Origin of the sequence: Janthinobacterium sp. 75 (assembly GCF_004365495.1) — a bacterium.
In the GTDB taxonomy this organism is placed as follows: Bacteria; Pseudomonadota; Gammaproteobacteria; order Burkholderiales; family Burkholderiaceae_D; genus Janthinobacterium.
In genome coordinates this window covers 2,747,025-2,771,436 of the sequence record NZ_SORD01000001.1, presented here as the reverse complement: position 1 = coordinate 2,771,436, position 24,412 = coordinate 2,747,025, and the positions used below count along the sequence as shown (strand labels likewise).

Below are 24,412 nucleotides of genomic sequence, written 5' to 3'. Positions count from 1 at the left end.
AGTACGGTAGATTTTCCGTTTTTCTTTCTGGACTGGGCGGCCTATACTTTCTCCATCGTACAGCGAAGGGCAGAAAAGAAGCCAGGGCGTAGCGCCAGGCAACGGTCCTTCGAAATTATCGCACATTCACTGATAGAAACGGAGTCCACCATGTTACAGATTCGTCATAGCGAAGAACGCGGCGCCGCCAACCACGGCTGGCTCAATTCCCACCACAGCTTTTCCTTCGGCAGCTACCACGATCCCCTGCACATGGGCTTTGGCCCCTTGCTGGTGATCAATGAAGACCGGGTCACGCCCGGCCAGGGCTTCGGCACGCACGGCCACCGCGACATGGAAATCATTTCGTATGTGCTCGACGGCGCGCTCGAACACAAGGACAGCATGGGCACCGGTTCCGTACTGCACTACGGCGACGTGCAGCGCATGAGTGCCGGCAGCGGCGTGCGCCACAGCGAGTTCAACCATTCTGCCACGGATGGCTTGCACTTCCTGCAGATCTGGATCCAGCCAAACGTGACGGGCATTCCACCTAGCTATGAAGAGAAACACTTCACGCCGGAAAGCAAACGGGGCAAGCTGCGCCTGATTGCATCGAGCGACGGGCGCCAGGGTTCCGTGCTGATACACCAGGATGCTGCCATCTACGCCAGCATCCTGCAGGAAGGCGAACAGGCCGAGCATGGGCTGGACGAAGGCCGCCTAGCCTATGTGCACCTGATCCGCGGCAGCCTGGTGGTCAATGGCACGCCCTTGAAAGCGGGCGACGCATTGAAACTGACGCAGGAAGCGGCCGTGACGATTACCCAGCCTGAAGATGCAGAATTCCTGCTCTTCGACCTGCCTAAATAATTGATGAATATAAAGAAAAAGGAAACCAGCATGAAAAACAATACGGATATCCTGCTCCCCCTCGGCCGTGCCGCCCTTGGCGTGCTGTTCTTCGTTTCGGGCTTGCTGAAAATCGGCGGCTTTGCGGGCGTGGCCGGCTACATGGCCAGCCAGGGCTTGCCGCTGGCGAACATCCTTCTGGTGGGCGTGATCGCCCTGGAGGTAGGCGGCGGCTTGCTGCTGATCACGGGTTGGCAGGCGCGCTGGGCGGCGTTGGCGCTGGCGCTGTTTTTGATCCCGACCACGCTCATCTTCCACGCGTTCTGGAGCGCCGATGCAGCCCACTTCCAGGACCAGCTGACCAACTTCCTGAAGAATCTGTCCATCTTCGGTGGCATGCTGTTACTGGTGGAACGGGGCTTCGGCAAGGCCAGCCGCCTTGCAAAAGCCTGATCCGGCCGCAATTAGAGGGCTATCACCAGGCATTCCTGCCTTCAAATCTCAGCCAGGGGGAATGGTTTCCCCTGCTTTTTGGTATGATGACAGGGCGCGCCGGCACCGCAGTGGTACGGCGCGCCTCCATTTTCGAACATTACCTATATGAGCACAACCATGCAAAGCGGCGCAGACCTCCTGGCGACAGGCGAATTGGATTACACGACTTCCTGCGCACTGCCGACGCCTTGGGCCCAGTTTACCCTGCACGCCTTTGTCGAACACGCCACGGGCAAGGAACACCTGGCCATGGTGCTGGGCGATGTCGGCAACGGCGAACCTGTACTGGCACGCGTGCATTCCGAGTGCCTGACGGGCGACGTGCTGTTTTCCCAGCGCTGCGATTGCGGCGCCCAGCTCGAAGGCGCCTTGAAACGCATCGCCGAGGAAGGCCGCGGCATTTTGCTGTACCTGCGCCAGGAAGGGCGCGGCATTGGCCTGATCAACAAGATCCGCGCCTACCGCCTGCAGGAAGCGGGTGCCGACACGGTGCAGGCGAATGAACAGCTGGGCTTCAAGGCCGACGCGCGCAACTACACCCTGTGCAAGCCCATGTTTTCGCAATTCGGCATCCACAGCCTGCGTTTGATGACGAACAACCCGCGCAAGATTGCCGCCATGGAAGCGCTGGGCATCACGGTGGCCGAGCGGGTGCCGCTGCTGGTCAACCGCAACGCCTTCAACCAGCATTACCTGAATACCAAGCAAAGCAAACTGGGCCACATGATGACGCCGGAAACGGCGCCAGCACTGGAAGACGGCGCCCTGTAATTCCCCGGGCTGGCGCAGCGCGTGCACACTGCCGCACCGGGCCGGCCCCGCTCCTGCTCACGCATAAAGGATGCATGAAATTATCTAACTTCGCCTTCTTGCTGGCCAGCCTGTGCGCCGCCGCAGGCGCACACGCGGCTCCGGCGCCTGCGCCAGCCGCGGCCACCACCGCTTCGACTCCCCTCGCCAAACCGCCACCGGCCACCGCCGCGCCCGCCGCCACCGAACATGCGGCCTTGCCGCCGCCCTCGTCCGCCGCACAAAAGCTGTACACGGCCGCGCGCGCCGACATCCTGCAGGTGCGCGTGCTGCTGAAAAACGGCCGCACGCAATCGTCGGTAGGTTCGGGCTTCCTGATCGGCACGGGCGACCTGGTCGTGAGCAACTATCACGTCGTGTCGCAATTCGCCCTCGATCCCGATACCTACGTGGGCGAATGGGTCGACACCAGCGGCCAGCGCGGCAATGTGGAATTGCTGGCTGTCGACGTGCTGCACGACTTGGCCGTCTTGCGCGTGAACCGCCATGGCACGGGCTTTTTCAACATGCCGGAATCGCTGGCGCCCCTGACTCAGGGCCAGTACCTGTATTCGATGGGCAATCCGCTGGACCTGGGCTTCGCCATCTCGGAAGGCTCGTACAACGGCATCGTGACGCGCAGCTTCTACGACCAGCTGATGTTTACGGGGCCGATCAATTCCGGTATGAGCGGGGGGCCCAGCGTGACGGCCAGCGGCGATGTCGCTGGCGTGAACGTCTCGAAACGCCTCGATGGCGAGCTCGTCAGTTTTCTCGTTCCTGCCCGCTATGCCCAGCAATTGCTGGCCAAGGTGGCCCTGCAAGGCAGGGCGCCGAAAGACTTCAAGCCGCTGGTGACGGCGCAGCTGCTGGCGCATCAGGAAGTGATGCTGGCGCGCCTGCTCGACACGCCCTTGAGCCTGAAAGCCATGGGCCCGTACCGCGTGCCCGTGCGCGAATCGGACCAGATGCGCTGCTGGGGCCGCTCCAACGTGAAGTCCGACAAGCCCTACATGCTCGACAACACCAGCTGCGCCATGGAATCGGCCATCTTCATTTCCGGCGCACTGCAGACGGGGCAAGTGTCGATGCGCCACGAATTCCTGCGCAGCAGCGAACTGGGCGCGCTGCGCTTTTCCGAACTGGCCAGCGCCTCGTTCAAGAATGAAAGTTTCGGCAGCTACAAAAGCGTGCACCTGACAGGGCCACATTGCACCGAACAGTTCGTCAAAAACAAGACCCTGCCCCTGCGCGCCGTCCTGTGCGTGCGCGCCTACCGCAAGTTTACCGGCCTGTACGACTTTGCCCTGCTGGCCGCCAGCACCGATGAGCCACTGATGAGCCTGCAAAGCCGCATCGACGCGCGCGGCGTGTCTTACGCAAACGGCATGCGCGTCACGCGTACCTTCCTCGAAGCGCTGTCGCGCGCTCCCTCCGCCACCGGGACGCGCAAGCCATGAAGCCGCCCTATTACCTTGAAATCCTTGCCGAGAACGGCGAAGTGCAGCAGCGCCAGCGCATCGATGCCTTGCCGATCCGCATCGGCCGCGGCTACGACAACGACTTCATTCTCGACGACGCGCATACGGCCGCCCGCCACGCCGTCATCGAAGACGATGGCGCGGAAGGCTTGCTGCTGCGCGACCTGGGCAGCCAGAATGGCGTGATTTACCGGGGCCAGCGGCAACTGCAAGTAGCCTTGAACGGCAACAGCATCGTGCGCCTCGGTCATACGCGCCTGCGCGTGCGCGCCAGCGATCACCCTGTTGCGCCCGAGCTGAGCGATACCACCAGGCACGACTGGGAAGGCTTGCGCCCCGCCGTCGCCGGCCTGGCCATGATCGCCACCTCGGCCGCCTTCAGCAACTGGCTGGGCGACGCGGAAGCCTTCGACCCGATTTCCTACCTGATGATCGTCGCCTACGCACTGGCCGGCGGCCTTGTGTGGGCGTCGATCTGGGCCGTGGCGAACCGCCTTTTCGGCCATGTGGCGCGCTTTGGCCGCCACCTGTTCATCATCGGCTGCGGCTTGCTGGCCATGGAAGTGTGGGAACTGGGCAGCAATGTGGCGGCGTATGCGCTGTCGCTGGAAGTGCTGACGCGCTACGGGCGGCATATGTTCATCGTGATTGTATGCGTCATGATCTACTACCATTTGCGCACGATCAAACCCCAGCACCCGCGCCGCTTCGGTCTCGTTGCCGTCGTGCTGGCCATCGTCGGCTCGACCCTGATTTTGCTGAGCAACCTGCAGATCAGCGGTCGCCTGGCCGACGAGGCCTACATGTCGGCAATCTACCCGCCGGCACTGCGTCTGAGCCCGGATCACACGACCGAGGTTTTCTTCCGCGATGCGGCCAGCCTGCAGCGCGCCGTCGATGCCGAGCGGGGCAAGGCGACCAAGGGGGCAGAGGAAGACGAGGACAGCGGCGACTGACAACGCACACGTAAAAAAAGCCCGCCGTGTCCTGGCGGACCGGCGGGCTTTTTTACGTGCGCAGCGAAGCCCGCACTGTCTCCCAGCTTAGAACTTGTCGTCCTGCCTGCGGCGTGCCGTGAAGCCCAGTAAGCCCAGGGTGGTCAGCAGCATGGCGTAGGTGCTCGGTTCCGGCACAGCCGACACCAGGTCACCGCTGCTGGAAAAACTGGCGAAATCGCTGTTACCCGCCTTTAACTGGACTTGCTGGCCTTCATCGCAGCAGCCCTCCAGGCCATCGATACTCAAGCTACGATTACCTGCCGGCATGGTGCCAGAACCGGCGAGGAACTGGCTGCTGCTTTGAATGTTGGCAGCCCACCACAGGTCGCTGCTCTTGCCGTCCAGCGCCGCGCCGGCATTCACCACGGACGGGTAAGCGGCAGCTTGCAAGCCAGTATTCGAGTAATCGGTGGTGACGATAATGGTGCTGGCGTTCGCGTGGGCAAACACACCAGCAGCGATCAGGGACAGGACGATTTTAGGCAAATTTTCCATGATAAGTATCCAGTCAGTAAGTATTCAACGGGCGCAGCGGGCGTGCTTGAGCTGAATACACGCTGCATTGAGGCGTGTCGGCATCGCGCTGGCAATTGCAAGGATGAGCGGTCGGGGGCCTGGCTTTCGCAGAGCTTCGCGGGCTTGCGGCATGCCATGGCGGCACTGCAAGCGTCCTGGAACGGGTTCGGGTTCCCGGACAAAGCCAGACAGTTGACGGGTCAGGTAAAACGTTGAATCTATTGTATCTTAAATTCCCTGGAGGAAAAGTATTTTTCTTTTTACCATGTAAAATATTTTTATGACAATCGCGCTGAAGGCAGCAAAAACGGCCAGGATAGCCTTGCTGCCCGGGCAGCACTGTCGCCGCGCAGACTGACTCGGTGTCGCACCAGCACCACAAAGGCACGCGCCAGTGTCGCATCTTGCGCATTTCTTTTCGCATGCCGCTGCACCACGCGACGAAACAGCATGGCAAAATGCAGTCATGCAGTTATCTGTCCGATGAGGGAGAAAGAGGAAATGGTCAACCTGGAAGAACTACGCTATCTGGCATTGTCGTTTCCCGACACCACCGAGGAAGAACACCACGACCGTCCAGCCTTCCGCGTAGGCGGGAAGATCTTTGCCACCCTGCCCGACGACAAGCACATCAACGTGCTGCTCGATGCGGAAGCGGCGCATATCGCCACCGTCATCTCGCCGTCCGGCTGCGAAAAACTGTGGTGGGGCGAGCGGCTGGCCGGTATCACGGTATGCCTGGCGGATGCCGAACTGGACATGCTAGCCGCCGCCCTGACGGCCGCCTGGCGGCGCAAGGCGCCCAGCGACCTGGCCAAGACCATCGCCCCGACAGGGTAGTTACAGCGGCCAATTGCGCAACAGCAAGCCCACCATCTGCTGCAATTGCTCGCGCGATACGCCCGCCGCCGCCTGAATGGCCATGCCCTGCGACAGGGTCACGACAAAGCGCGCCTGCTGCTCGGGGCAGGAATCGGGCGGCAAATCCCCCTCTTCCTTGGCGCGCCGCAAGCGGTCGCGCAATTTGATTTCACCGCGCAGACGGCGCGCAAACAATTCATCGCGGATCGGCAAGGCATCGTCGCTGCAGGCGAGCGCCGCATTCACGCCCATGCAGCCGTGCGGACCATCGGGCATGGTTTGCGCATCGACATACTGCGTCAGCAAGGCTTCCACCACCTGGCGGGCCGTCGGCTGTTCCAGCGCAGCATCGAAAAACTGCATGCGCGTGTCGCTGTAGCGCTCCAGCGCCTTGTGGAACAATTGCTCCTTGTTGCCGAAAACGGCGTACAGGCTGGGCCGGTTCATGCCCATGGCTTTCGTCAATTCCGGCAAGGAACTGCCTTCATAGCCTTTCTCCCAGAACACTTTCATGGCGCAATCGAGCGCTTCGTCCGCGTCAAAGGTGCGTGGCCGGCCCGTTTTCGCCTTGACCGCTTGCTCTTTTTTATCTTGTTTCATACCGTTCGGTAAAAAATTATTGACAACAATGTCTGCCTGGCCTGATTATATACCGACCGGTTAAAAACCTCTCGGCTTTTCAGGACTCCCTATGCAAACACCACCTGCTTCCCCCTCCGCCCCGGCGGCCACCAGCAACGATACCACCGTGGCGCCCTGGCTGGCCGTCTTATCGGTCGGCATCGGCGCCTTCGCCCTCGTCACGTCAGAATTCCTGCCCGTCGGCCTGCTGCCGGCCATGGCTGCCGAACTGGATATCAGCAAGGGCCAGGCGGGGCTGATGATCACCACGCCCGGCATCGTTGCCGCGTTTGCCGCCATCTTCGTCACCGTCGGTTCGGGCCGCCTGGACCGCCGCATCGTGCTGCTGGCACTCACCGCCCTGCTGGTCGCTTCGAACCTGCTGGTGGCGCTGGCGCCCTCATATGGGGCGATATTACTGGGCCGCGCCATGTTGGGCGTGGGCGTCGGCGGCTTCTGGGCGATCGGCAGCGCCATCGGCCCGCGCCTGGTGGCGCCGCAACATGCGTCGCGCGCCATGTCCATCATCTTCGCCGGCGTCTCGCTGGGCACGGTGGCCGGCGTGCCGGCCGGCGCGCTGGTGGGCGAACTGGTGGGCTGGAGGGTCGCCTTCGGCGCGGCCAGCGCCATTGCCGTGCTGGTCTTCCTCGGCCAGTTGTTGCTGCTGCCCAAGCTGCCACCGACACAGGCCATCCGCTTGCGCCAGTTGCCGATGATTTTCGGCATCCGCAAGGCCAGGCTGGGCCTGATCGCCACGGCCATGCTGTTCACGGGCCAGTTCGCCGCCTACACGTATATCGCACCCTTCCTCACGCAAATTTCGCACCTGTCCGCCGGCACGGTCAGCGCCATGCTGCTGGTATATGGCGCTTCCGGCTTCATCGGCAACCTCGTGGGCGGCTGGGCCGCCGGCCGCTACGAACGGGCCGCGCTAATGGTCACAGGTGCAGTGCTGGGCCTGTCCACTCTGGCCTTGGCCGCGTTCGGCAGCCATGCGCTCGCCGCCATGCTGCTGGTGGCCGTGTGGGGCTTCGGTTTCGGCGCCATGCCGATCGCCGTGCAAACGTGGATGTTCAAGGCGGCACCGGACTTGATGGAAGGCAGCAGCGCGCTGTTTGTTGCGATTGTGCAAGTGTCGCTGGCGTCCGGCGCCCTGCTCGGTGGCATGGCCGTCGACCGGCTGGGCGTATCGAGCGCGATGGTGGTGGGCGGCCTGTTCGCCCTTGGCTGCGCGTTGACGATCGCGCTCTTCGGCAAGCCGCAGGCCAGCGCCAAGGCCGGCGCGTCCTGCATCGCATCGTAGGAAAGTAGTATCAGATGCGGCCGCGCCGAAATTCGCCGAGGAATTTCAAGACTTCGGCCGGCGTCATCAAGACGTCCGCGTCACCGTGATACGCATACAGGAAGGGCGTGCCGCCCAGGCGGTCCGTCAGCTTGGCGAACAATAAAAAACGGCTGCCCAGCGGGTAGCGCTGCAGGTCCACGAGGCGGCGCGAACACTGCACGGCCAGTTCGGGCGAAAAGGCCTGGCCCGGCACGGGGCGAATTTCCACGCGGCCATCGATGGCGCGCGATTCGACGGCAACGTGCCGGTATGCATAAGTATCACGGGCCATGCCGCCACCTTGTCTTGAGTAAAGGCGCCATCTTAAGCGAAGATGGCGCCTGCCGTACTACTGCCCCACGATGCGCAGCAAGCGGCCGTTGTCCTCATCCGTCAGCGCATACAGGTAGCCGTCCGGTCCCTGGCGCACGTCGCGCACGCGCGCGCCGATTGCCAGGCGGTCTTGCCCCGTCACCTTGCCATTCGCATCGACGGCGATGCGGCGTATATCCTTGGCCGCCAGGCCGCCGCTGAAGATGCTGCCGCGCCAGGCGGCAATCTTGTCGCCCGTGTAGACGGCCAGCCCTGACGGCGCCGGCGACGGCACCCAGGCCACGCTCGGATTGATCATGCCCGCCACTTCATGCTTGCCGACGGGTTCATGCGTCTTGTAGTCGGCGCCATAGCTTTGCAGTGGCCAGCCGTAGTTGCCACCCGCTACCACCAGGTTCAGCTCGTCGCCGCCATACGGGCCATGTTCCGTGGCCCACACGCGGCCGGAAACGGGGTCGAGCGCCAGGCCTTGCACGTTGCGGTGTCCATATGACCAGATTTCCGGCAAGGCGCCCTTGGCCGCCAGCGGATTGCCGGGCGCCGGCTTGCCATCTTCCGTCAGGCGCAGGATGGAACCCTGGTGCGTGGCCAGGTTTTGCGCCTGCTCGCGCGCCAGGCGGTCGCCTATGCGCAGCGGCGGATTGCCGCCGTCGGCCACGCTCATCAGCAAGGTGCCGTCCGGTAACCACAACAGGCGCGAGCCGAAGTGCTGGCCGCCACTCTTGTCGGTCGCCACCTTGAACAGGGTCTGGATGCCCGTCACCTTCTTGCCGTCGAATACGCCGCGCACCAGGGTCGTGCGGTTCGCGTCATTGGTGCCCGTTGACAGCGTCATGTACACGCGCGGATTCGGCTTGCTGGCATCCTGCGGATGCACCACGATATCGAGCAAGCCGCCCTGCCCGCCCGTAAACACCTTGGGCATGCCTTCCAGCGCCACGTCGGTAAAAGTCTTGCCATTCAGCAAATGCAAGCTACCCTGCTTGCTGGTCACCAGCGCGCGCCCGTCGCCCAGCCAGGCAATGCCCCAAGGCTGGCGCACGCCTTCGGCGACCGTCTCGGCCTTCCATCCCTGTTTCGCGGCGGGCGGTTCGCCCGTGGCTTGCAGTTCGGCCCAGGCCGACGGCGCGGCGGCCAATGCCCATGCAAGCAAGATGCTGGTGCGGCGTAACTGGAACATGCTCTCTCCTGTCAGTGAATGATGCGAAAGTGGTGTCTCAGGCGCGCAGCAGCAAGGCCACGGCTTCGGCGGCGATGCCTTCTTCACGGCCCAGGTAGCCCAGCTTTTCATTCGTCTTGGCCTTGATGTTGACCTGACCCACGGCGACGCCCAGGTCTTCGGCCACGTTGGCGCACATGGCGGCGATGTGCGGTGCCATCTTCGGGCGCTGGGCGATGATGGTGGCGTCGATATTGCCGATGATATAACCGGTGGCTTGCACGCGGCGCACGGCTTCGCGCAGCAGGGTGCGCGAATCGGCGCCCTTGAATTGCGCATCCGTATCGGGAAAATGGTGGCCGATGTCGCCCAGCGCGGCGGCGCCGAAGATGGCGTCGGTAATCGCGTGCAGCAGCACGTCCGCATCGGAATGGCCCAGCAAGCCCAGGTGATGGGGAATCTTCACGCCGCCGATGATCAGGTCGCGGTTTTCCACCAGCGCGTGGCAGTCATAGCCCTGGCCGATGCGGAAAGGAAGTACGGGAGTCGTTGTGTTCATGCGGGTCTCTCTGGAATTCAAGGATGTGCCAGGTACAGCTCGGCCGTGTGTATGTCGCGCGGTAAAGTGACCTTCAGATTGCGCGGATGGCCTTCGACCAGCCTGGGCGCCAGGCCCAGGGCTTCGACGGCGCTGGCGTCGTCCGTGATGGCGTGCGGGTCGGGCGCCTGCGACAGGGCCCGGTGCAGCAAGGCATAGGAAAACATTTGCGGCGTCTGCGCCAGCCACAGGTGATCACGCGGCACCGTCTGCGCCGACAGGCTGCCCGGCCCTGCCCGCTTGACGGTGTCGACCACGGGCAAGGCCAGCAAGCCACCGGCCGGATGGTCACCCACTTCAGTGATGAGCTTGCCGATCAGCGCTGGCGTCAGGCCCGGTCGCGCCGCGTCGTGCACCAGCACCTGGTCGAGGGCATCGATGCTGCCGTGCAAGGCCTGCAAGGCATTCAAGATCGTTTCCATGCGCGTGGCGCCACCGCAGCGCAACACGGTAACGCCGTACCCGGCGCCTTGATCTGGCACAAGCCCATCGATCTGCCCATCGTCTGCGCTGACGACGATATACGTGTGCGCGATCAGGGGACTGGCGAGAAAGGCGTCAAGCGCGTGGCGCAGCATGGGCTTGCCCGCGATGGGTAAATATTGTTTGGGGCTGCCCGCTTCCATGCGCGCGCCCACGCCGGCGGCGGGGATCAGCGCAAAGTGGCGGACCGTGTTCGGTGCTGCTGTCATGCCATTCCTTGTCTAGTTGGCGGGCGCTGCCTTGCCCGACAGGATATTCTGGATCTCGCCTTTGCACGCCTTGCCCAGGCGTGCATATTCCTGCGGCGAATCGATGGCCGCCTGCAAGGTTTCCACCTTGCGCATTTCGGCCTTGACGTATGGCAACCAGCCCGTGTCGATCTCGCGCGCCAGCGCCGCCTTCGCCGTGCCGCTGGGCGCATACAAGGGCCGCGCCTCGAAGCGCTTGGCCAGGGCGGCGCGCACAGTCTTTTCCACGCGCGGCAAGTGTTCCATATAGGTTTTCATGTGCCGCAGCTCATGCGTGAGTATTTCATCATACGCGCAAGTTCCGGGAGCAAACTCGCGGCCGATATAGATCACCACGGGCGCATACGTGAGGGTCACGGTAATCTGCGGCGCCACGCATTCATAGCCGCTGGCCGGATCCTGCAGCATGGGGCCGGCCAGGGCGATGGCCACACGCGAATCCGTCCTGGTCAATCCCAGCACCCAGGTATTCGCGCGCGCCGTCCCCTTCATCACCGTCAGGGCCTTGTACGGCAGATGCGTATCGATGCTGTAGCCGTTCTGCTGCGCCGTCAGCACGGACACCGTCTTGCTGATCGTGTCTTCGCAGCGCACCTGGAACGGCGTGCGCGCCTGCGCCTGTGCACCCACGGTGACACAGGCAAGCAGCAGGAAAAGAGCCGTACGCATGCGCAGGATCAAGCCGCTTGCCAGGCGCCGCTGGTAATTTTGTCTAGCCAGAAGATACCGATGACGGTTTTCACATCCGTGATCGTGCCATCCTTGACCCAGTCGAGCAGCTGCGGCACCGTGGCGGTAAACGTTTCCAGAAATTCGCCCTCGTCGAGCTGGCGTTCGCCGGCCACCAGGCCGCGCGCCAGAAACAGTTCCAGGTGCTCGTCGGAATAGGCGATGGCGTTATGGATGGTGGAGACGAATTGCCAGTCGCTGGCCGTGTAGCCCGTTTCCTCCAGCAATTCGCGCTGGGCGCAAGCCAGGTGCGATTCTCCCGCATCGATCTTGCCAGCCGGGAATTCAATGAAGACCCGGTCCAGCGGATAGCGGTACTGGCGTTCCATCAGCACCGTGCCATCGTCGAGCAGCGGCAGGATGACGACGGCGCCAGGATGCAGGACGAATTCACGCGCCGTGATCTTGCCGTCAGGCAGGGCGACACGGTCGCGCTGCACGCGCAAGAAGCCCCCTTGGTAGACGAGCTCGCCGTCCACCTTGGTTTCAGTTAAATTCATATCCATGCGTTCTGTATCCATACCTTGATTATGCTCAATAAAAAAAAACGGCGCCAGAGGCGCCGCTTTCGGAGGGGAGGAACACTGACAAAGCCGTAGCGAGCGGCAGTGATTTGTGGCTGAGAAGCGGAACTGTGCTGTAGCACAGTGAGCATCGCAGGCCGCAAAGCGCGACGCGCAGCAGGTTTGGTCAGCGTTCTAGCGACGTTTGCGCAGATAGCGTGTTACGAAGCCGGGAAAGGCCAGTACCAGGAACAGGCATCCGGTGATGGCGTAAAACTCCCACGTCTGCGGGAAACCGTTGCCGATGCGCGCTTCGAGCGCGAACGCCACGGCGCCGACGATGAAGTACAGAATCACCATCTCCAGCAGGCGCAGCGCCAGCGGCTTGCGCCAGCCTTTGCCGTCCTCTGCCTGCGCCGCCTTTTTCAGGGGCACGGCGGCAAACAGTTTCTCATTCACGAATGGCAGGTTGGCGCCCAGGATACCCAGGGCGATCACCAGCCAGCTCGAGGCGGTGACATCCATCGGTCAGGACGCCAGGGTCTTGGTAATGGCGGTCGCGCAGGCAGCCAGGATGCTGTTAGGCATCACGCCGAGGGCCAGGACGAACACGCCGTTCAGGGCCAGCACGACGCGCATGTCGCCATGCACGACCAGCGCGTTGGTGTCCGTCGGCTCGTCGAACCACATCATTTTCACGACGCGCAGGTAGTAGAAGGCGCCGATCAGCGAGAACAGCACGGCAGCGATGGTCAGCCACAGCTGGCCGGTAGCCAGCACGGAGGCCAGCACCGAGTACTTGGCCATGAAGCCCATCAGCGGCGGCACGCCGGCCAGCGAGAACATGAACAGGGTCATCACCAGCGCGAAAATCGGGCTGCGTTTGCCCAGGCCCTTGAAGTCGGCCAGTTCTTCTGCTTCGAAACCATTACGTGCCAGCAACATGATCACGCCAAAGGTACCCAGGGTGGTGAACACGTAGGTGATGACGTAGTACATCGAGGCGCCATAGGCGGTGGCCGCGCCAGCCGCGTTCAGGGTGTTGTTCGGCGCATCGACGGTGCCGGACAGCAGACCCAGGAGAACGAAGCCCATTTGCGCGATGGTCGAGTACGCCAGCATGCGCTTCAAATTGGTTTGCGCGATAGCGGTGAAGTTACCGATAGCCAGCGACATCACGGCCAGTACCAGCAGCATTTGCTGCCAGTCATGCGCCATCGGCAGCAAGCCCTCGCCCAGCAAACGCAGGGTGATGGCGAACGCGGCCAGTTTCGGCGCGCCGCCCAGCAGCAGGGTCACGGCTGTCGGCGAACCTTGATACACGTCAGGCACCCACATGTGGAATGGCACGACGCCCAGTTTGAAGGCCAGGCCGGCTACCAGGAAGACCAGGCCGAAGACCATGATGGTGCCGTTGGTCTTGCCGTTTTCCAGCGCCACGCGCAGTTCACCCAGGTCCAGCGTGCCGGAGGCACCGTACAGCATGGAGATACCGTACAACATGAAACCGGAAGCCAGCGCGCCCAGGATGAAGTATTTCATGGCCGCTTCCGTGGCCTTGGCATTGTCACGGCGCAAGGCGATCAGCGCGTAAAGCGACAGCGACATCAGTTCCAGACCCAGGTAGATGATCAGGAAGTTGTTGGCCGAGATCATGATCATCTGGCCCAGCAGTGCAAACAGGGCCAGCACGTAGAACTCGCCGCCCAGGTTACCCGACAGCATGCTGCGGTCGGTGGCATAGGCACGCGAGTAGATCAGGGTCAGCGCCACGGCGCCGTACGAGAACAGTTTCAACAGCTGCGACATCGGATCCGACACGAACATGTTGTGGAACGTGTAGACGGTGGTGCCCGCGTTGAAGTCGCCCACGGTCAGCAAGGCGCAGCCTGCCAAAGTCAGCAGCGACAGCGCATAGGTGATCGATCGCTTCGCCGCAGGCAAGAACATATCGATCAGCAAGAGCGCCGACGTGGCGATCAGCAGAAAGATTTCCGCGTACAGCGGTACCAGATTAGGTGCATTAGTCATGTTATCGGTCTTCTATTTAAGGCAACTTGCTGATGGCGACATGCTGCAACAGGTCGGCAACCGAAGTTTGCATCGTGTCGGTGAACGGGGCTGGGTACAGACCCATCACGAGCACGGCGATGGCCAGCACAGCAAGCATGAAGAATTCACGCTTGTTAATGTCGGTCAATTCGGCCACATGCTTGTTCTTGATCTTGCCGAACACCACGCGCTTGGCCATCCACAGCGAGTACGCCGCGCCCCAGATCAGTGCCGTTGCAGCCAGCAGACCAATCCAGAAGTTGTATTTCACCGCGCCCAGGATCACCATGAACTCGCCGACGAAGCCGGAAGTCGCTGGCAAGCCGCAGTTGGCCATCGAGAACAGCACGAAGAAGGCGGCAAATTTCGGCATGCGGTTTACGACGCCGCCGTAGTCGGCGATGTTGCGGGTATGCATGCGGTCATACAGCACGCCGATGCACAGGAACATCGCGCCGGAGATGAAGCCGTGCGAGACCATCTGCACGATACCGCCCTGCACCGAGATGTCGTTGAACATGAAGAAGCCCAGGGTGACAAAACCCATGTGCGCGATCGACGAATAGGCGACCAGTTTTTTCATGTCGGTTTGCACCAGGGCAACCAGACCGATATAGATGACGGCGATCAGCGACAAGGCGATCATGAAGCCCGACAGGTAGTGGCTGGCGTCCGGCGTGATCGGCAGCGAGAAACGCAGGAAGCCGTAGGCGCCCAGTTTCAGCATGATGGCGGCCAGCACGGCGGAACCACCGGTAGGCGCTTCCACGTGGACGTCCGGCAACCACGTGTGAACGGGGAACATCGGCACTTTCACCGCGAAGGCCATCAGGAAGGCCAGGAAGATGAAGATCTGTTCGTTCATCGTCAGCTTGAATGCATGCCAGGCCAGGATGTCGAAGCTACCCGTCACATTGCGCAGGTAGATGATGGCAACCAGGGTCAGCAGCGAACCGAAGAAGGTGTACAGGAAGAACTTGAACGACGCGTACACGCGGTTCGAACCACCCCAGATACCGATGATGATGAACATCGGGATCAGGGTTGCTTCAAAGAAGAAGTAGAACAGCAAGCCGTCCAGCGCGCAGAACACGCCGATCATCAGGCCCGACAGGATCAAAAAGGCACCCATGTACTGGGCGATGCGCTTCTCGATCACTTGCCAGGCCGAAATGACGACGATGACCGTGATGAAGGCCGTCAGTGGAATGAACCACAGCGACAGGCCGTCGATACCCAGCGAGTACCAGATATTGAAGGTGGCTATCCACGGTGCTTTTTCGACGAATTGCATGCCGTGTGCGGCGTTGTCGAAATGCTGGATCAGCGGCAAGGTGCACAGCATGCTGAGCACCGCGCCAGCCAGCGACAGCCAGCGGGTAAAGCCCGCTTTGCTGTCACGGCCGAGAGCCAGGACCAGGACGCCGCAAATGATCGGCACCCAGATCGACAGACTCAGGTAAGGAGGTAGTGTAGAAATCGTAGACTGCATCATGGTTCTCAGTATTCTTTTATCAGGTCAGCTTACTTAGCGGGCCAGAATGGCAGGAAATAGATCAGGAAGCCCAGCACGCCCAGGATCATCACGAATGCATAGTGATAGATGTAGCCGGTCTGCAACACTCGCGACAGCGAGGACAGCCAGGCGACAACCTTGGCGCTGCCATTGACGACGAAACCGTCGATCAGCTTCTTGTCACCGAAGTTCCACAGGCCATTACCCAGCAAGCGGGCACCGCCGGCGAACACGACTTCATTGAACTTGTCCATGTAGTACTTGTTGTCCAGCAGGGTGTGGATCGCGTGGAACTTGGCAAAGAACCAGGCCGGTACACGCGGGTTGACCATGTAGCAGTAGTAGGCTGCCACCACGCCGGACAATGCCAGCCAGAACGGAGCCGTCGACAGGCCGTGGATCGCCATCGCCATCGCGCCGTGGAATTCATGCGACAACTCTTCCATTGCTGGATGGTTTTCGCCAACAAAAATCACGCCCTTGAAGAAATCGCCATGCAGCATCGGGCCGATAGTCAGGTAACCGATCAGCAGCGACGGGATCGCCAGCATCACCAGCGGGAACCACACGACGAATGGGGATTCATGCGGCTTCTGGCCAGGTTCCAGACCGTGGTGGCCGTGGTCATCCTCTTCCTCTTCGTGATGGTCATCATGTGCATCGCCGTGCGCGCCATGGGCCGCTTTCGGTGCGTGATGGTCGTCATGGCCGTGCGCATGCGCCTGGCCGAAACGTTCCTTGCCGTGGAAGACGAGGAAATACATGCGGAACGAGTAGAACGCGGTAACGAAGACGCCAGCCAGTACGGCGAACTGGGCAAAGCCAGCACCCCAGATGTGCGTTGCTTCGACGGCTTCGATGATGCTGTCTTTCGAGTAGAAACCGGAGAACAGCGGCGTGCCGATCAGGGCCAGCGAACCGACCAGCGACGTGATCCAGGTGATCGGCATGTACTTGCGCAGGCCGCCCATGTTGCGGATGTCCTGGTCATGGTGCATGCCGATGATGACGGAACCGGCGCCCAGGAACAGCAGCGCCTTGAAGAATGCGTGCGTCATCAGGTGGAACACGGCCACGGAGTACGCGGACGAGCCCAGCGCGACAGTCATGTAGCCCAGTTGCGACAGAGTCGAGTAAGCGACGACGCGCTTGATGTCGTTCTGGATGATGCCCAGGAAACCCATGAACAGCGCCGTGATGGAGCCGATCACCAAGATGAAGGACAGTGCCGTGTCGGACAGTTCGAACAGCGGCGACATGCGCGAGACCATGAAGATACCAGCCGTCACCATCGTCGCGGCGTGAATCAGTGCCGAGATCGGGGTAGGACCTTCCATCGAGTCAGGCAGCCATACGTGCAGCGGGAACTGCGCCGATTTGCCCATCGCGCCGATGAACAGGCAGATGCAGGCAACGGTCAGCAGCGCCCAGTCGGTACCAGGCAAGCTCAACAGCGCCAATTCGTCTTTCTTCGCGAACACTTCCTGGTAGTTCATGGTGCCGGCGTAAGCCAGCAGCAGGCCGATGCCCAGGATGAAGCCGAAGTCGCCCACGCGGTTGACCAGGAAAGCCTTCATGTTGGCCACGATGGCCGTCGGACGCTGGTACCAGAAGCCGATCAGCAGGTAAGAGACCAGGCCCACGGCTTCCCAACCGAAGAACAGTTGCAGGAAGTTGTTGGCCATGACCAGCATCAGCATCGAGAACGTGAACAGCGAGATGTAGGCGAAGAAGCGGTTGTAGCCTTCGTCGTCCTTCATGTAGCCGATCGTGTAGATGTGCACCATCAGGGAGACGAAGGTGACCACGCACATCATCATCGCCGACAGCGAATCGATCTGGAAGCCCACTTCCATCTTCAGGGTGCCGATCGTCATCCAGTTATAGATCGTGCCATTGAATGTCGCGCCATCCATCACTGCCAGCAATGTCTGCACGGACAGGATGAACGCAATCAGTACGCCAAGGATCGTCGCGGTATGCGACGTCTTGCGTCCGACCAAATTACCCAGGAACTGGGTGCCAAGCAAACCTGCAATCGCGGCACCGGCCAGCGGCGCCAGCGGTACGGCAAGAAGGAGGTTAGGGTTGAGGAGTTGCCCCGCCATGATGAACCTTAATCGTTATTATTCGAGAGATCGAGTCTGAAAAACATCAGCCTTTAAGGCTGTCCAGGTCTTCGACGTTGATGGTATCCAGATTACGGAACATCACCACCAGAATAGCCAGACCGATAGCCGACTCAGCGGCGGCAACCGTCAGGATGAAGAAAACGAAGATCTGACCGGCCGCGTCGCCCATGAAATGGGAGAACGCGATGAAATTCATATTCACCGCCAGCAGCATCAATTCGATTGCCATCAGCAATACGATGATGTTCTTGCGGTTCAGGAAAATACCGACGATCGAGATTGCGAACAGGATCGCGCCCAGGACCAGAAAATGTGTGAGCGATAATGTCATGGTGCCTCCTTAACTTCCGGCTCAGCCGCAGGACGCTCGACGACCGCGTCCATCTTGATGATCTTCAGGCGGTCGTTGCGCTTGACGCGTACCGCATCGCCCGGAGCAAAATGCTTGGTGTCCTTGCGTTTGCGCAGGGTCAGTGCAACCGCGGCAACGATGGCCACCAGCAGCACGACGGCAGCGATCTCGAAGGCGAACACATATTTCGTGTAGATCAGCAGGCCCAGTTCCTTGGTGCCGCCCAGATTGACGTTCACCGGAGCGATGCTAGGCGCAAAGTTGCGGAAACCGTGCCACAGGACAGCGGCCATTTCCAGCACGATGATCACGCCCACCGTCACGGACAGCGGCAGGTAGCCCCAGAAACCTTCGCGCATGCGGTCGATATTGATATCGAGCATCATGACCACGAAGAGGAACAGCACCATCACGGCGCCGACATACACCAATACCAGCACGATGGCCAGAAATTCAGCTTGCAGCAGCATCCAGATGCCCGCTGCGGAAAAGAAGGACAGTACCAGGAACAGTACTGCGTGGACCGGATTACGGGCCGTGATAACGCGCGTCGCTGCCAGAATCAAGATCAGCGCAAAGGCGTAAAACAAAATTGTTTTAAAGTCCATAAAAAACCCAATAGACGTACAGATGAACGAGGGGCGCGCCGCAGCCAGAGGCTACGGCGCATCCATCAGCGATAAGGTGCGTCGGCGGCGCGCGCAGCGGCGATGTCATTTTCATAACGATCACCCACGGCCAGCAACATCTCTTTCGTGTAATACAAATCCCCGCGTTTCTCGCCGTGGTATTCCAGGATTTGCGTCTCGACGATCGAATCGACCGGGCAGGACTCTTCGCAGAAACCGCAGAAGATGCACTTGGTCAAGTCAATATCGTAACGCGTGGTGCGGCGCGAACCGTCGTCACGCTGTTCCGATTCGATCGTGATGGCCATCGCCGGGCAAACTGCTTCGCACAGTTTGCAGGCGATGCAACGTTCCTCGCCGTTCGGGTAGCGGCGCAGCGCGTGCAAGCCACGGAAACGCGGCGAGATCGGTGTCTTCTCTTCCGGGAATTGCACCGTGATCTTGCGCGAAAACATGTACTTGCCTGTCAGCGCCATGCCCTTGATCAGCTCGCCTAACAAGAGGCTGCTGAAGAAATCTTTTACCTTATCCATTCGTATGCACTCTCTTACTTCCAAATATTCCAGGATGTCTGCATCCAGGCAGCGACGAAGACCAGGTAGACCAGCGTCAACGGGATAAACACTTTCCAGCCGAGGCGCATGATCTGGTCATAACGGTAGCGTGGGAAAGTACCGCGCACCCAGATGAACACCGACACGATGAAGAAGGTCTTGGCGAACAGCCAGAAGAAGCCGCCGAAACCACCCCAGAACTCAAGGAAAGCAAATGGTGCGGACCAGCCACCGAGGAACATGATCGAAGCCAGGGCGCCGATCAGTATCATGTTGGCGTATTCAGCCAGCATGAACATGGCGTAGGCCATGCCCGAGTACTCGACCATGTGGCCGGCAACGATTTCCGACTCGCCTTCGACGACGTCGAATGGGTGACGGTTGGCTTCAGCCAGGCCCGACACCAGGTAAATGACGAACATCGGCAGCAGCGGCAACCAGTTCCACGACAGGAAGTTCACGCCCTTGTCGGCGAAGAAGCCGATTTGCTGGCCGCCAACGATGTCGATGAAATTCAGGCTGCCCGATACCATCAGCACGATGACCATCACGAAGCCCATCGGGATTTCATACGAAATCATCTGTGCCGAAGCGCGCATGGCGCCCATGAACGAGTACTTCGAGTTCGACGCCCAGCCGGCGATGATGATGCCGTAGACTTCCATCGAGGTAATCGCCAGCAGCATCAGCAAGCCCGCGTTGACGTTGGCCAGCACGGCTTGCGGACCGAACGGCACGACCGACCAGGCAGCCAGGGCCGGCATGATGGTCATGATCGGGCCGATCACGAACAGGCCCTTGGCGGCCTTGGACGGGATGATGATCTCTTTGAACAAGAGTTTCAGCGCATCGGCGATAGGCTGCAGCAAGCCCAATGGGCCCACGCGGTTCGGGCCGACACGGATCTGAATCCAGCCGATCAGCTTGCGTTCCCACAAGGTCAGGTAGGCAACCAGGCCCATCAGCGGCAACAGCACGCACAGGATCTTGATCAGGGTCCAGAAGAACGGCCAGGAGCCGCCCAGCAAATCCTGGCCACCGCTGTTGATGACGTTTACAAATTCAGGCAGAGCCATCAGATTTTCCCCTCTGCTGTTTCAACTGTGATGTCACCGAACATGCCGCCCAGGCTAGCCGTCGAGGCATGCGCCGCCGACACTTTGACCACATTGGCTGGCAAGCCGGCATGAATAGCCGCCACCAGAATGGCGCTGCCGGAGCCTTGCGCCACTTTGACCTTGTCGCCTGCCTTGATGCCCAGCTTGTCAGCCAGCGCCAGGGACAGGTGCGCTTGCGGCGCGGCACCATCGACCGTGCGTTGCAAAGGTTCGGAGCGGCGTACCAGCGCGTCGGCGAAGTAGATCGGCACGTCGGCGATGCGTTGCAGCGCCGGCGAAGCCGGTGCGTAGCTTGCCGCTTCCGGTGCGTTCTTGGCGATATTGTTCAGCTGTGCCGACAGATCGGTCACGCCAGCGCCAAACGCTTCGTCGCGGATCGCTTCGGAGGTGTCGTAGTCGAAACCGGCCAGGCCCAGGATGTTGCCCAGCACGCGCAGCACTTTCCAGGCTGGACGGGTTTCCGCCAGCGGTTTCACGGTGCCGTTGAAGCTTTGCGCGCGGCCTTCGCAGTTCACGAAGGTACCCGAGGTTTCAGCGAACGGCGCGATCGGCAGCAAGACATCGGCGTAATCCATGCCGTGCTTGAAGGCCGACATCGCCACGACCATGTCGGCGCCATCCAGGGCGGCGCGGGCCGTTTGTGGATTGGCAGCATCGAGTTCCGGCTCGGCGTGCAGCAGCACGTAAGCTTTCTTCGGCACGGCAAAGGCAGCTTGCACATTGGTGCGCGGCTTGGCGACCAGGTGCGCGCCAACCGTGTTGGCCGCTTCCGTCAGGTAACCGAGCTTGGCGCCCGTCTGTTCGGCGATCCATTGCGCGGCAGCATGCAGTTGCGACGCTTGCGGGTGTTGCGTTGCCGCGTTACCCAGCAGCACGGCGCCATGATCGCCAGCCATCAGGCTGGCGGCGATGGCGACAGCCACGTCCGAAGCGGTCACCGCTTCAAAACCGTTTGGCGCGGCGATTTCTTTCGCTTTAGCAACAGCAGCGACCACTTCCGACAGGGCCGCCAGCCAATCGCTAGGCGCCACGATCATCTTGTTGGCGATGGTGATCAGTTGATCATCGTCCGAGGCGTGCAGGATGGACAGCTTGGCGCCGCCCTTGACGGACGCGCGCAGACGCGTAGCCAGCAATGGGTGATCCTTGCGCAGGAACGAGCCGATGACGAAGGCGCGCTTGATCTGGCCAAATTCATTGATCGGCATGCCCAGCCATGGCTTGACGCCGGCATCGAGCGCGAAGTCGGTCTGGCGCAGGCGGAAGTCAACGTTCTCGGAACCGAGGCCGTGGACGACTTTTTGCAGCAGGACCAGCTCTTCGACGGTCGAATGCGGGGTGGCCAGCGCGGCGATGGCGTCAGCGCCATGCTCATGCTTGATATTTTTCAAACCGTGCGCCACGTATTCCAGCGCCGTTTGCCAATCGACTTCTTTCCACTCGTTGCCTTGTTTCAGCATCGGGGAAGTCAGGCGTTCAGCGCTGTCCAGCGCTTCGTACGAGAAACGATCCTTGTCCGAGATCCAGCACTCGTTGACAGCTTCGTTTTCCAGTGGCAATACGCGCTTGACCTTGCCAGCTTTCACTTGCACGATCAAGTTGGTACCCAGACCGTCATGCGGGCTGACCGATTTGCGGCGCGACAGTTCCCACGTACGGGCGCTGTAACGGAATGGCTTCGAGGTCAGTGCGCCGACGGGGCACAGGTCGATCATGTTGCCCGACAGTTCGGAGTCGACCGTCTGGCCGACAAACGACACGATTTCCGAGTGTTCGCCGCGGCCGATCATGCCCAGCTCCATCACGCCGGCCACTTCCTGGCCAAAGCGTACGCAACGGGTGCACTGGATGCAGCGCGACATTTCCTGCATGGAAACCAGCGGACCGGCTTCCTTCGGCTGCACCACGCGCTTGTCTTCCTTGTAGCGCGATTCGCTCTTGCCGTAGCCCACTGCCAAGTCTTGCAACTGGCATTCGCCGCCCTGATCGCAGATAGGGCAATCAAGCGGGTGGTTAATCAGCAAGAATTCCATGACCGACTTTTGCGCCTGCACAGCTTTATCGCTGGCGGAGCGCACGATCATGCCGGCACTGACCGGGGTCGCACAAGCGGGCAAAGGCTTGGGCGCCTTTTCCACTTCGACCAGGCACATGCGGCAGTTCGCTGCGATCGACAATTTCTTGTGATAGCAGAAGTGCGGAATGTAGGTTCCCAATTTGTTGGCGGCGTCCATCACCATGCTACCAGCAGGGACTTCGACTTTTTTGCCGTCTATTTCGATTTCAACCATGGTGATCGTTACCTGACGCAGCTTAGATATATGCGGGCACTAAGCAATGCTTGTGCTCGATATGATATTCAAATTCTTCACGGAAATTCTTAATGAAGGCCCGTACCGGCATGGCAGCCGCATCGCCCAGCGCGCAAATGGTGCGGCCCTGGATGTTGTCGGCGATCGAGTTGAGCATGTCCAGGTCGTCTGGACGACCCTGCCCCTGCTCGATGCGATGCACCATGCGGTACATCCAGCCTGTGCCTTCACGGCAAGGCGTACACTGGCCGCACGATTCTTCAAAATAGAAGTAGGACAGGCGTTCCAGCGCCTTCACCATGCAGCGTGTTTCGTCCATCACGATGACAGCACCCGAACCCAACATCGAACCGGCTTTCGCGATCGAGTCATAGTCCAGGTCGGTCTGCATCATGATGTCGCCGCGGATCACCGGAGCGGACGAACCGCCAGGGATCACGGCCTTGATCTTTTTGCCACCGCGCATGCCGCCTGCCAGTTCCAGCAGGGTCGCAAACGGGGTGCCGAGCGGCACTTCATAGTTGCCCGGTTTTTCCACGTCGCCCGAGATCGAGAAGATCTTCGAACCGCCATTGTTCGGCTTGCCCATCGCCAGGTATTTCTCTGGACCGATGTTCAGCACGAAGGGCACGGCCGCGAAGGTTTCCGTGTTGTTGATCGTCGTCGGCTTGCCGTACAGGCCAAACGAGGCGGGGAAAGGCGGCTTGAAGCGCGGCTGGCCTTTCTTGCCTTCCAGCGATTCGAGCAGGGCCGTTTCTTCGCCGCAGATGTAAGCGCCATAACCATGGTGCGCATGCAACTGGAACGAGAATTCGCTGCCCATGATCTTGTCGCCCAGGAAACCGGCGGCACGCGCCTCTTCCAGCGCTTCTTCGAAACGCAGGTATTCCTGGAAGATTTCACCGTGGATATAGTTATAGCCGACGGTGATGCCCATCGCATAAGCGCCAATGGCCATGCCTTCGATCAGCGCATGGGGATTGTAACGAATGATGTCGCGGTCCTTGAAAGTACCCGGTTCGCCTTCATCTGTATTGCAGACGAGGTATTTTTGACCCGGGAACTGGCGCGGCATGAAGCTCCACTTCAAGCCGGTAGGGAAACCCGCGCCGCCACGGCCGCGCAAGGACGAAGCTTTGAGGTCGGCGATGATCTGTTCCGGCGTGATTTTCTCTTCCAGGATACGCCGCAGGGCCGAATAGCCGCCGCGGTTCACATAGTCTTGCAAATGCCAGTTCTTGCCATCCAGATCCTTCAGGATCAATGGATCGATATGGCGGTTGTGGAGTGACGTCATTTCTTGAGTTCCTCCAGCATGGCGTCGATTTTCTCGTTCGACATCCAGCTGCACATGGTTTTATTACTGACCAGCAAGACAGGCGCATCGCCGCAAGCACCCATGCACTCGCCTTCAACCAGGGTGAACTGGCCGTCTGCGGTGGTTTCGCGGAAATCGATACCCAGTTTCTGCTTCAGGTACTCTGCAGCGCGCACGCCGCCCGACAGGGCGCATGGCAGGTTGGTGCACACGGTAATCTTGTGCTTGCCCACGGGCTTGACGTTGTACATATTGTAGAACGTGGCCACTTCCTGCACGGCAATCGCCGGCATGCCGATGTAATCGGCCAGTTCCTTCATGGTTTCCGGCGCCAGCCAGCCCAGTTCATCCTGGGCATGGGCCAGCGCGGCCATGACGGCCGACTGACGCTGGTCGGCCGGGTACTTGGCCAGCTCGCGGTCAATTTTCTTATAGCATTGCTCTGATAACAACATACTTT

26 protein-coding genes are annotated in these 24,412 nt (G+C 60.8%); 7 read left to right on the top strand and 19 right to left on the bottom strand.

From position 1 onward, the window contains the following. Nucleotides 1-150 precede the first annotated feature (150 nt). The 5 genes from C8C89_RS12640 to C8C89_RS12620 all read left to right on the top strand — a co-directional run bounded on the left by C8C89_RS12640 (nt 151) and on the right by C8C89_RS12620 (nt 4,552). Complete coding sequence (locus tag C8C89_RS12640) at nt 151-852, top strand: pirin family protein (protein WP_101482075.1); 702 nt, start codon at nt 151-153, stop codon at nt 850-852. Nucleotides 853-882: 30 nt separating this feature from the next. After that, nucleotides 883-1,284, top strand: coding sequence for a DoxX family protein (locus tag C8C89_RS12635; RefSeq protein ID WP_101484640.1), 402 nt, complete (start codon nt 883-885; stop codon nt 1,282-1,284). Nucleotides 1,285-1,443: 159 nt separating this feature from the next. After that, a complete protein-coding gene (ribA, locus tag C8C89_RS12630; protein WP_133990162.1) occupies nt 1,444-2,097 on the top strand; it encodes a GTP cyclohydrolase II in 654 nt (217 codons plus the stop codon). 74 nt (nt 2,098-2,171) lie between these two features. Continuing rightward, nucleotides 2,172-3,575, top strand: a complete 1,404-nt coding sequence (locus tag C8C89_RS12625) for a serine protease (protein WP_133990160.1) — start codon at nt 2,172-2,174, stop codon at nt 3,573-3,575. Beyond that, nucleotides 3,572-4,552: an FHA domain-containing protein gene (locus C8C89_RS12620; protein WP_133990158.1), complete on the top strand. Its 981-nt coding sequence runs from the start codon at nt 3,572-3,574 to the stop codon at nt 4,550-4,552. The genes C8C89_RS12625 and C8C89_RS12620 overlap by 4 nt, the downstream gene beginning before the upstream one ends. 87 nt (nt 4,553-4,639) lie before the next feature. Here the strand turns inward: C8C89_RS12620 and C8C89_RS12615 are convergent, their stop codons facing one another. Then, nucleotides 4,640-5,089 carry a CCXG family PEP-CTERM protein gene (locus C8C89_RS12615; RefSeq protein WP_133990156.1) on the bottom strand — a complete coding sequence of 150 codons (450 nt, stop codon included), beginning with the start codon at nt 5,087-5,089 and terminating at the stop codon, nt 4,640-4,642. 504 nt (nt 5,090-5,593) lie between these two features. Between C8C89_RS12615 and C8C89_RS12610 the strand changes: the two genes are divergently transcribed. Continuing rightward, nucleotides 5,594-5,950 (top strand): MmcQ/YjbR family DNA-binding protein, encoded by a 357-nt coding sequence (locus tag C8C89_RS12610; RefSeq protein ID WP_243857992.1) that lies wholly within the window; start codon nt 5,594-5,596, stop codon nt 5,948-5,950. On the opposite strand, the gene C8C89_RS12605 is transcribed toward C8C89_RS12610, so the two are convergent. Then, on the bottom strand, nt 5,951-6,571 hold the full coding sequence (locus C8C89_RS12605) for a TetR/AcrR family transcriptional regulator (RefSeq protein WP_101482080.1): 621 nt from the start codon (nt 6,569-6,571) through the stop codon (nt 5,951-5,953). Between the two features lie 91 nt (nt 6,572-6,662). Between C8C89_RS12605 and C8C89_RS12600 the strand changes: the two genes are divergently transcribed. Then, a complete protein-coding gene (locus tag C8C89_RS12600; protein WP_133990154.1) occupies nt 6,663-7,895 on the top strand; it encodes an MFS transporter in 1,233 nt (410 codons plus the stop codon). 10 nt (nt 7,896-7,905) lie between these two features. Here the strand turns inward: C8C89_RS12600 and C8C89_RS12595 are convergent, their stop codons facing one another. The 17 genes from C8C89_RS12595 to nuoE all read right to left on the bottom strand — a co-directional run bounded on the left by C8C89_RS12595 (nt 7,906) and on the right by nuoE (nt 24,407). Next, nucleotides 7,906-8,208, bottom strand: coding sequence for a hypothetical protein (locus C8C89_RS12595; protein WP_101482082.1), 303 nt, complete (start codon nt 8,206-8,208; stop codon nt 7,906-7,908). 57 nt (nt 8,209-8,265) lie between these two features. Then, the gene (locus C8C89_RS12590; protein WP_133990152.1) at nt 8,266-9,429 is read right to left on the bottom strand and encodes a PQQ-dependent sugar dehydrogenase; all 1,164 of its coding nucleotides are present in this window, start codon (nt 9,427-9,429) and stop codon (nt 8,266-8,268) included. A 37-nt stretch (nt 9,430-9,466) separates the two neighbouring features. Next, nucleotides 9,467-9,967, bottom strand: coding sequence for a 2-C-methyl-D-erythritol 2,4-cyclodiphosphate synthase (ispF, locus tag C8C89_RS12585; RefSeq protein ID WP_133990150.1), 501 nt, complete (start codon nt 9,965-9,967; stop codon nt 9,467-9,469). 17 nt (nt 9,968-9,984) lie between these two features. Next, entirely contained in the window at nt 9,985-10,698 is a 714-nt protein-coding gene (gene ispD, locus C8C89_RS12580; protein ID WP_101482085.1) for a 2-C-methyl-D-erythritol 4-phosphate cytidylyltransferase, read from the bottom strand. 12 nt (nt 10,699-10,710) lie between these two features. Beyond that, nucleotides 10,711-11,406 carry a hypothetical protein gene (locus tag C8C89_RS12575; protein WP_166674721.1) on the bottom strand — a complete coding sequence of 232 codons (696 nt, stop codon included), beginning with the start codon at nt 11,404-11,406 and terminating at the stop codon, nt 10,711-10,713. Between the two features lie 8 nt (nt 11,407-11,414). Then, complete coding sequence (locus C8C89_RS12570) at nt 11,415-11,972, bottom strand: NUDIX hydrolase (protein ID WP_101484641.1); 558 nt, start codon at nt 11,970-11,972, stop codon at nt 11,415-11,417. A gap of 192 nt (nt 11,973-12,164) precedes the next feature. Then, the gene (locus C8C89_RS12565) at nt 12,165-12,494 is read right to left on the bottom strand and encodes a DUF2818 family protein (protein ID WP_133990145.1); all 330 of its coding nucleotides are present in this window, start codon (nt 12,492-12,494) and stop codon (nt 12,165-12,167) included. A 3-nt stretch (nt 12,495-12,497) separates the two neighbouring features. After that, nucleotides 12,498-14,000 (bottom strand): NADH-quinone oxidoreductase subunit NuoN, encoded by a 1,503-nt coding sequence (nuoN, locus tag C8C89_RS12560; RefSeq protein WP_096236656.1) that lies wholly within the window; start codon nt 13,998-14,000, stop codon nt 12,498-12,500. 16 nt (nt 14,001-14,016) lie between these two features. After that, nucleotides 14,017-15,516, bottom strand: a complete 1,500-nt coding sequence (locus C8C89_RS12555; RefSeq protein ID WP_101482088.1) for an NADH-quinone oxidoreductase subunit M — start codon at nt 15,514-15,516, stop codon at nt 14,017-14,019. A 29-nt stretch (nt 15,517-15,545) separates the two neighbouring features. Continuing rightward, nucleotides 15,546-17,645 (bottom strand): NADH-quinone oxidoreductase subunit L, encoded by a 2,100-nt coding sequence (nuoL, locus tag C8C89_RS12550; protein ID WP_101482089.1) that lies wholly within the window; start codon nt 17,643-17,645, stop codon nt 15,546-15,548. Nucleotides 17,646-17,691: 46 nt separating this feature from the next. Then, nucleotides 17,692-18,000 (bottom strand): NADH-quinone oxidoreductase subunit NuoK, encoded by a 309-nt coding sequence (gene nuoK / locus C8C89_RS12545; protein WP_010399724.1) that lies wholly within the window; start codon nt 17,998-18,000, stop codon nt 17,692-17,694. After that, on the bottom strand, nt 17,997-18,629 hold the full coding sequence (locus C8C89_RS12540) for an NADH-quinone oxidoreductase subunit J (protein WP_034779507.1): 633 nt from the start codon (nt 18,627-18,629) through the stop codon (nt 17,997-17,999). The genes nuoK and C8C89_RS12540 overlap by 4 nt, the downstream gene beginning before the upstream one ends. A gap of 65 nt (nt 18,630-18,694) precedes the next feature. After that, on the bottom strand, nt 18,695-19,183 hold the full coding sequence (gene nuoI, locus C8C89_RS12535; protein ID WP_010399726.1) for an NADH-quinone oxidoreductase subunit NuoI: 489 nt from the start codon (nt 19,181-19,183) through the stop codon (nt 18,695-18,697). A gap of 14 nt (nt 19,184-19,197) precedes the next feature. After that, on the bottom strand, nt 19,198-20,280 hold the full coding sequence (gene nuoH / locus C8C89_RS12530; RefSeq protein WP_133990143.1) for an NADH-quinone oxidoreductase subunit NuoH: 1,083 nt from the start codon (nt 20,278-20,280) through the stop codon (nt 19,198-19,200). Beyond that, nucleotides 20,280-22,613 (bottom strand): NADH-quinone oxidoreductase subunit NuoG, encoded by a 2,334-nt coding sequence (gene nuoG / locus C8C89_RS12525; RefSeq protein ID WP_101482091.1) that lies wholly within the window; start codon nt 22,611-22,613, stop codon nt 20,280-20,282. The genes nuoH and nuoG overlap by 1 nt, the downstream gene beginning before the upstream one ends. 22 nt (nt 22,614-22,635) lie before the next feature. Then, nucleotides 22,636-23,931 carry an NADH-quinone oxidoreductase subunit NuoF gene (gene nuoF / locus C8C89_RS12520; RefSeq protein WP_010399729.1) on the bottom strand — a complete coding sequence of 432 codons (1,296 nt, stop codon included), beginning with the start codon at nt 23,929-23,931 and terminating at the stop codon, nt 22,636-22,638. Further along, nucleotides 23,928-24,407 (bottom strand): NADH-quinone oxidoreductase subunit NuoE, encoded by a 480-nt coding sequence (nuoE, locus tag C8C89_RS12515; RefSeq protein ID WP_035820520.1) that lies wholly within the window; start codon nt 24,405-24,407, stop codon nt 23,928-23,930. Before nuoE ends, nuoF begins: the two co-directional genes overlap by 4 nt. Between the last annotated feature and the right edge of the window lie 5 nt (nt 24,408-24,412).

Coding starts and splice junctions, on each gene's coding strand:
- C8C89_RS12640 (WP_101482075.1), top strand. CDS start 151: ATGTTACAGATTCGTCATAGCGAAGAACGCGGCGCCGCCAACCACGGC.
- C8C89_RS12635 (WP_101484640.1), top strand. CDS start 883: ATGAAAAACAATACGGATATCCTGCTCCCCCTCGGCCGTGCCGCCCTT.
- ribA (WP_133990162.1), top strand. CDS start 1,444: ATGCAAAGCGGCGCAGACCTCCTGGCGACAGGCGAATTGGATTACACG.
- C8C89_RS12625 (WP_133990160.1), top strand. CDS start 2,172: ATGAAATTATCTAACTTCGCCTTCTTGCTGGCCAGCCTGTGCGCCGCC.
- C8C89_RS12620 (WP_133990158.1), top strand. CDS start 3,572: ATGAAGCCGCCCTATTACCTTGAAATCCTTGCCGAGAACGGCGAAGTG.
- C8C89_RS12615 (WP_133990156.1), bottom strand. CDS start 5,089: ATGGAAAATTTGCCTAAAATCGTCCTGTCCCTGATCGCTGCTGGTGTG.
- C8C89_RS12610 (WP_243857992.1), top strand. CDS start 5,594: ATGAGGGAGAAAGAGGAAATGGTCAACCTGGAAGAACTACGCTATCTG.
- C8C89_RS12605 (WP_101482080.1), bottom strand. CDS start 6,571: ATGAAACAAGATAAAAAAGAGCAAGCGGTCAAGGCGAAAACGGGCCGG.
- C8C89_RS12600 (WP_133990154.1), top strand. CDS start 6,663: ATGCAAACACCACCTGCTTCCCCCTCCGCCCCGGCGGCCACCAGCAAC.
- C8C89_RS12595 (WP_101482082.1), bottom strand. CDS start 8,208: ATGGCCCGTGATACTTATGCATACCGGCACGTTGCCGTCGAATCGCGC.
- C8C89_RS12590 (WP_133990152.1), bottom strand. CDS start 9,429: ATGTTCCAGTTACGCCGCACCAGCATCTTGCTTGCATGGGCATTGGCC.
- ispF (WP_133990150.1), bottom strand. CDS start 9,967: ATGAACACAACGACTCCCGTACTTCCTTTCCGCATCGGCCAGGGCTAT.
- ispD (WP_101482085.1), bottom strand. CDS start 10,698: ATGACAGCAGCACCGAACACGGTCCGCCACTTTGCGCTGATCCCCGCC.
- C8C89_RS12575 (WP_166674721.1), bottom strand. CDS start 11,406: ATGCGTACGGCTCTTTTCCTGCTGCTTGCCTGTGTCACCGTGGGTGCA.
- C8C89_RS12570 (WP_101484641.1), bottom strand. CDS start 11,972: ATGGATATGAATTTAACTGAAACCAAGGTGGACGGCGAGCTCGTCTAC.
- C8C89_RS12565 (WP_133990145.1), bottom strand. CDS start 12,494: ATGGATGTCACCGCCTCGAGCTGGCTGGTGATCGCCCTGGGTATCCTG.
- nuoN (WP_096236656.1), bottom strand. CDS start 14,000: ATGACTAATGCACCTAATCTGGTACCGCTGTACGCGGAAATCTTTCTG.
- C8C89_RS12555 (WP_101482088.1), bottom strand. CDS start 15,516: ATGATGCAGTCTACGATTTCTACACTACCTCCTTACCTGAGTCTGTCG.
- nuoL (WP_101482089.1), bottom strand. CDS start 17,645: ATGGCGGGGCAACTCCTCAACCCTAACCTCCTTCTTGCCGTACCGCTG.
- nuoK (WP_010399724.1), bottom strand. CDS start 18,000: ATGACATTATCGCTCACACATTTTCTGGTCCTGGGCGCGATCCTGTTC.
- C8C89_RS12540 (WP_034779507.1), bottom strand. CDS start 18,629: ATGGACTTTAAAACAATTTTGTTTTACGCCTTTGCGCTGATCTTGATT.
- nuoI (WP_010399726.1), bottom strand. CDS start 19,183: ATGGATAAGGTAAAAGATTTCTTCAGCAGCCTCTTGTTAGGCGAGCTG.
- nuoH (WP_133990143.1), bottom strand. CDS start 20,280: ATGGCTCTGCCTGAATTTGTAAACGTCATCAACAGCGGTGGCCAGGAT.
- nuoG (WP_101482091.1), bottom strand. CDS start 22,613: ATGGTTGAAATCGAAATAGACGGCAAAAAAGTCGAAGTCCCTGCTGGT.
- nuoF (WP_010399729.1), bottom strand. CDS start 23,931: ATGACGTCACTCCACAACCGCCATATCGATCCATTGATCCTGAAGGAT.
- nuoE (WP_035820520.1), bottom strand. CDS start 24,407: ATGTTGTTATCAGAGCAATGCTATAAGAAAATTGACCGCGAGCTGGCC.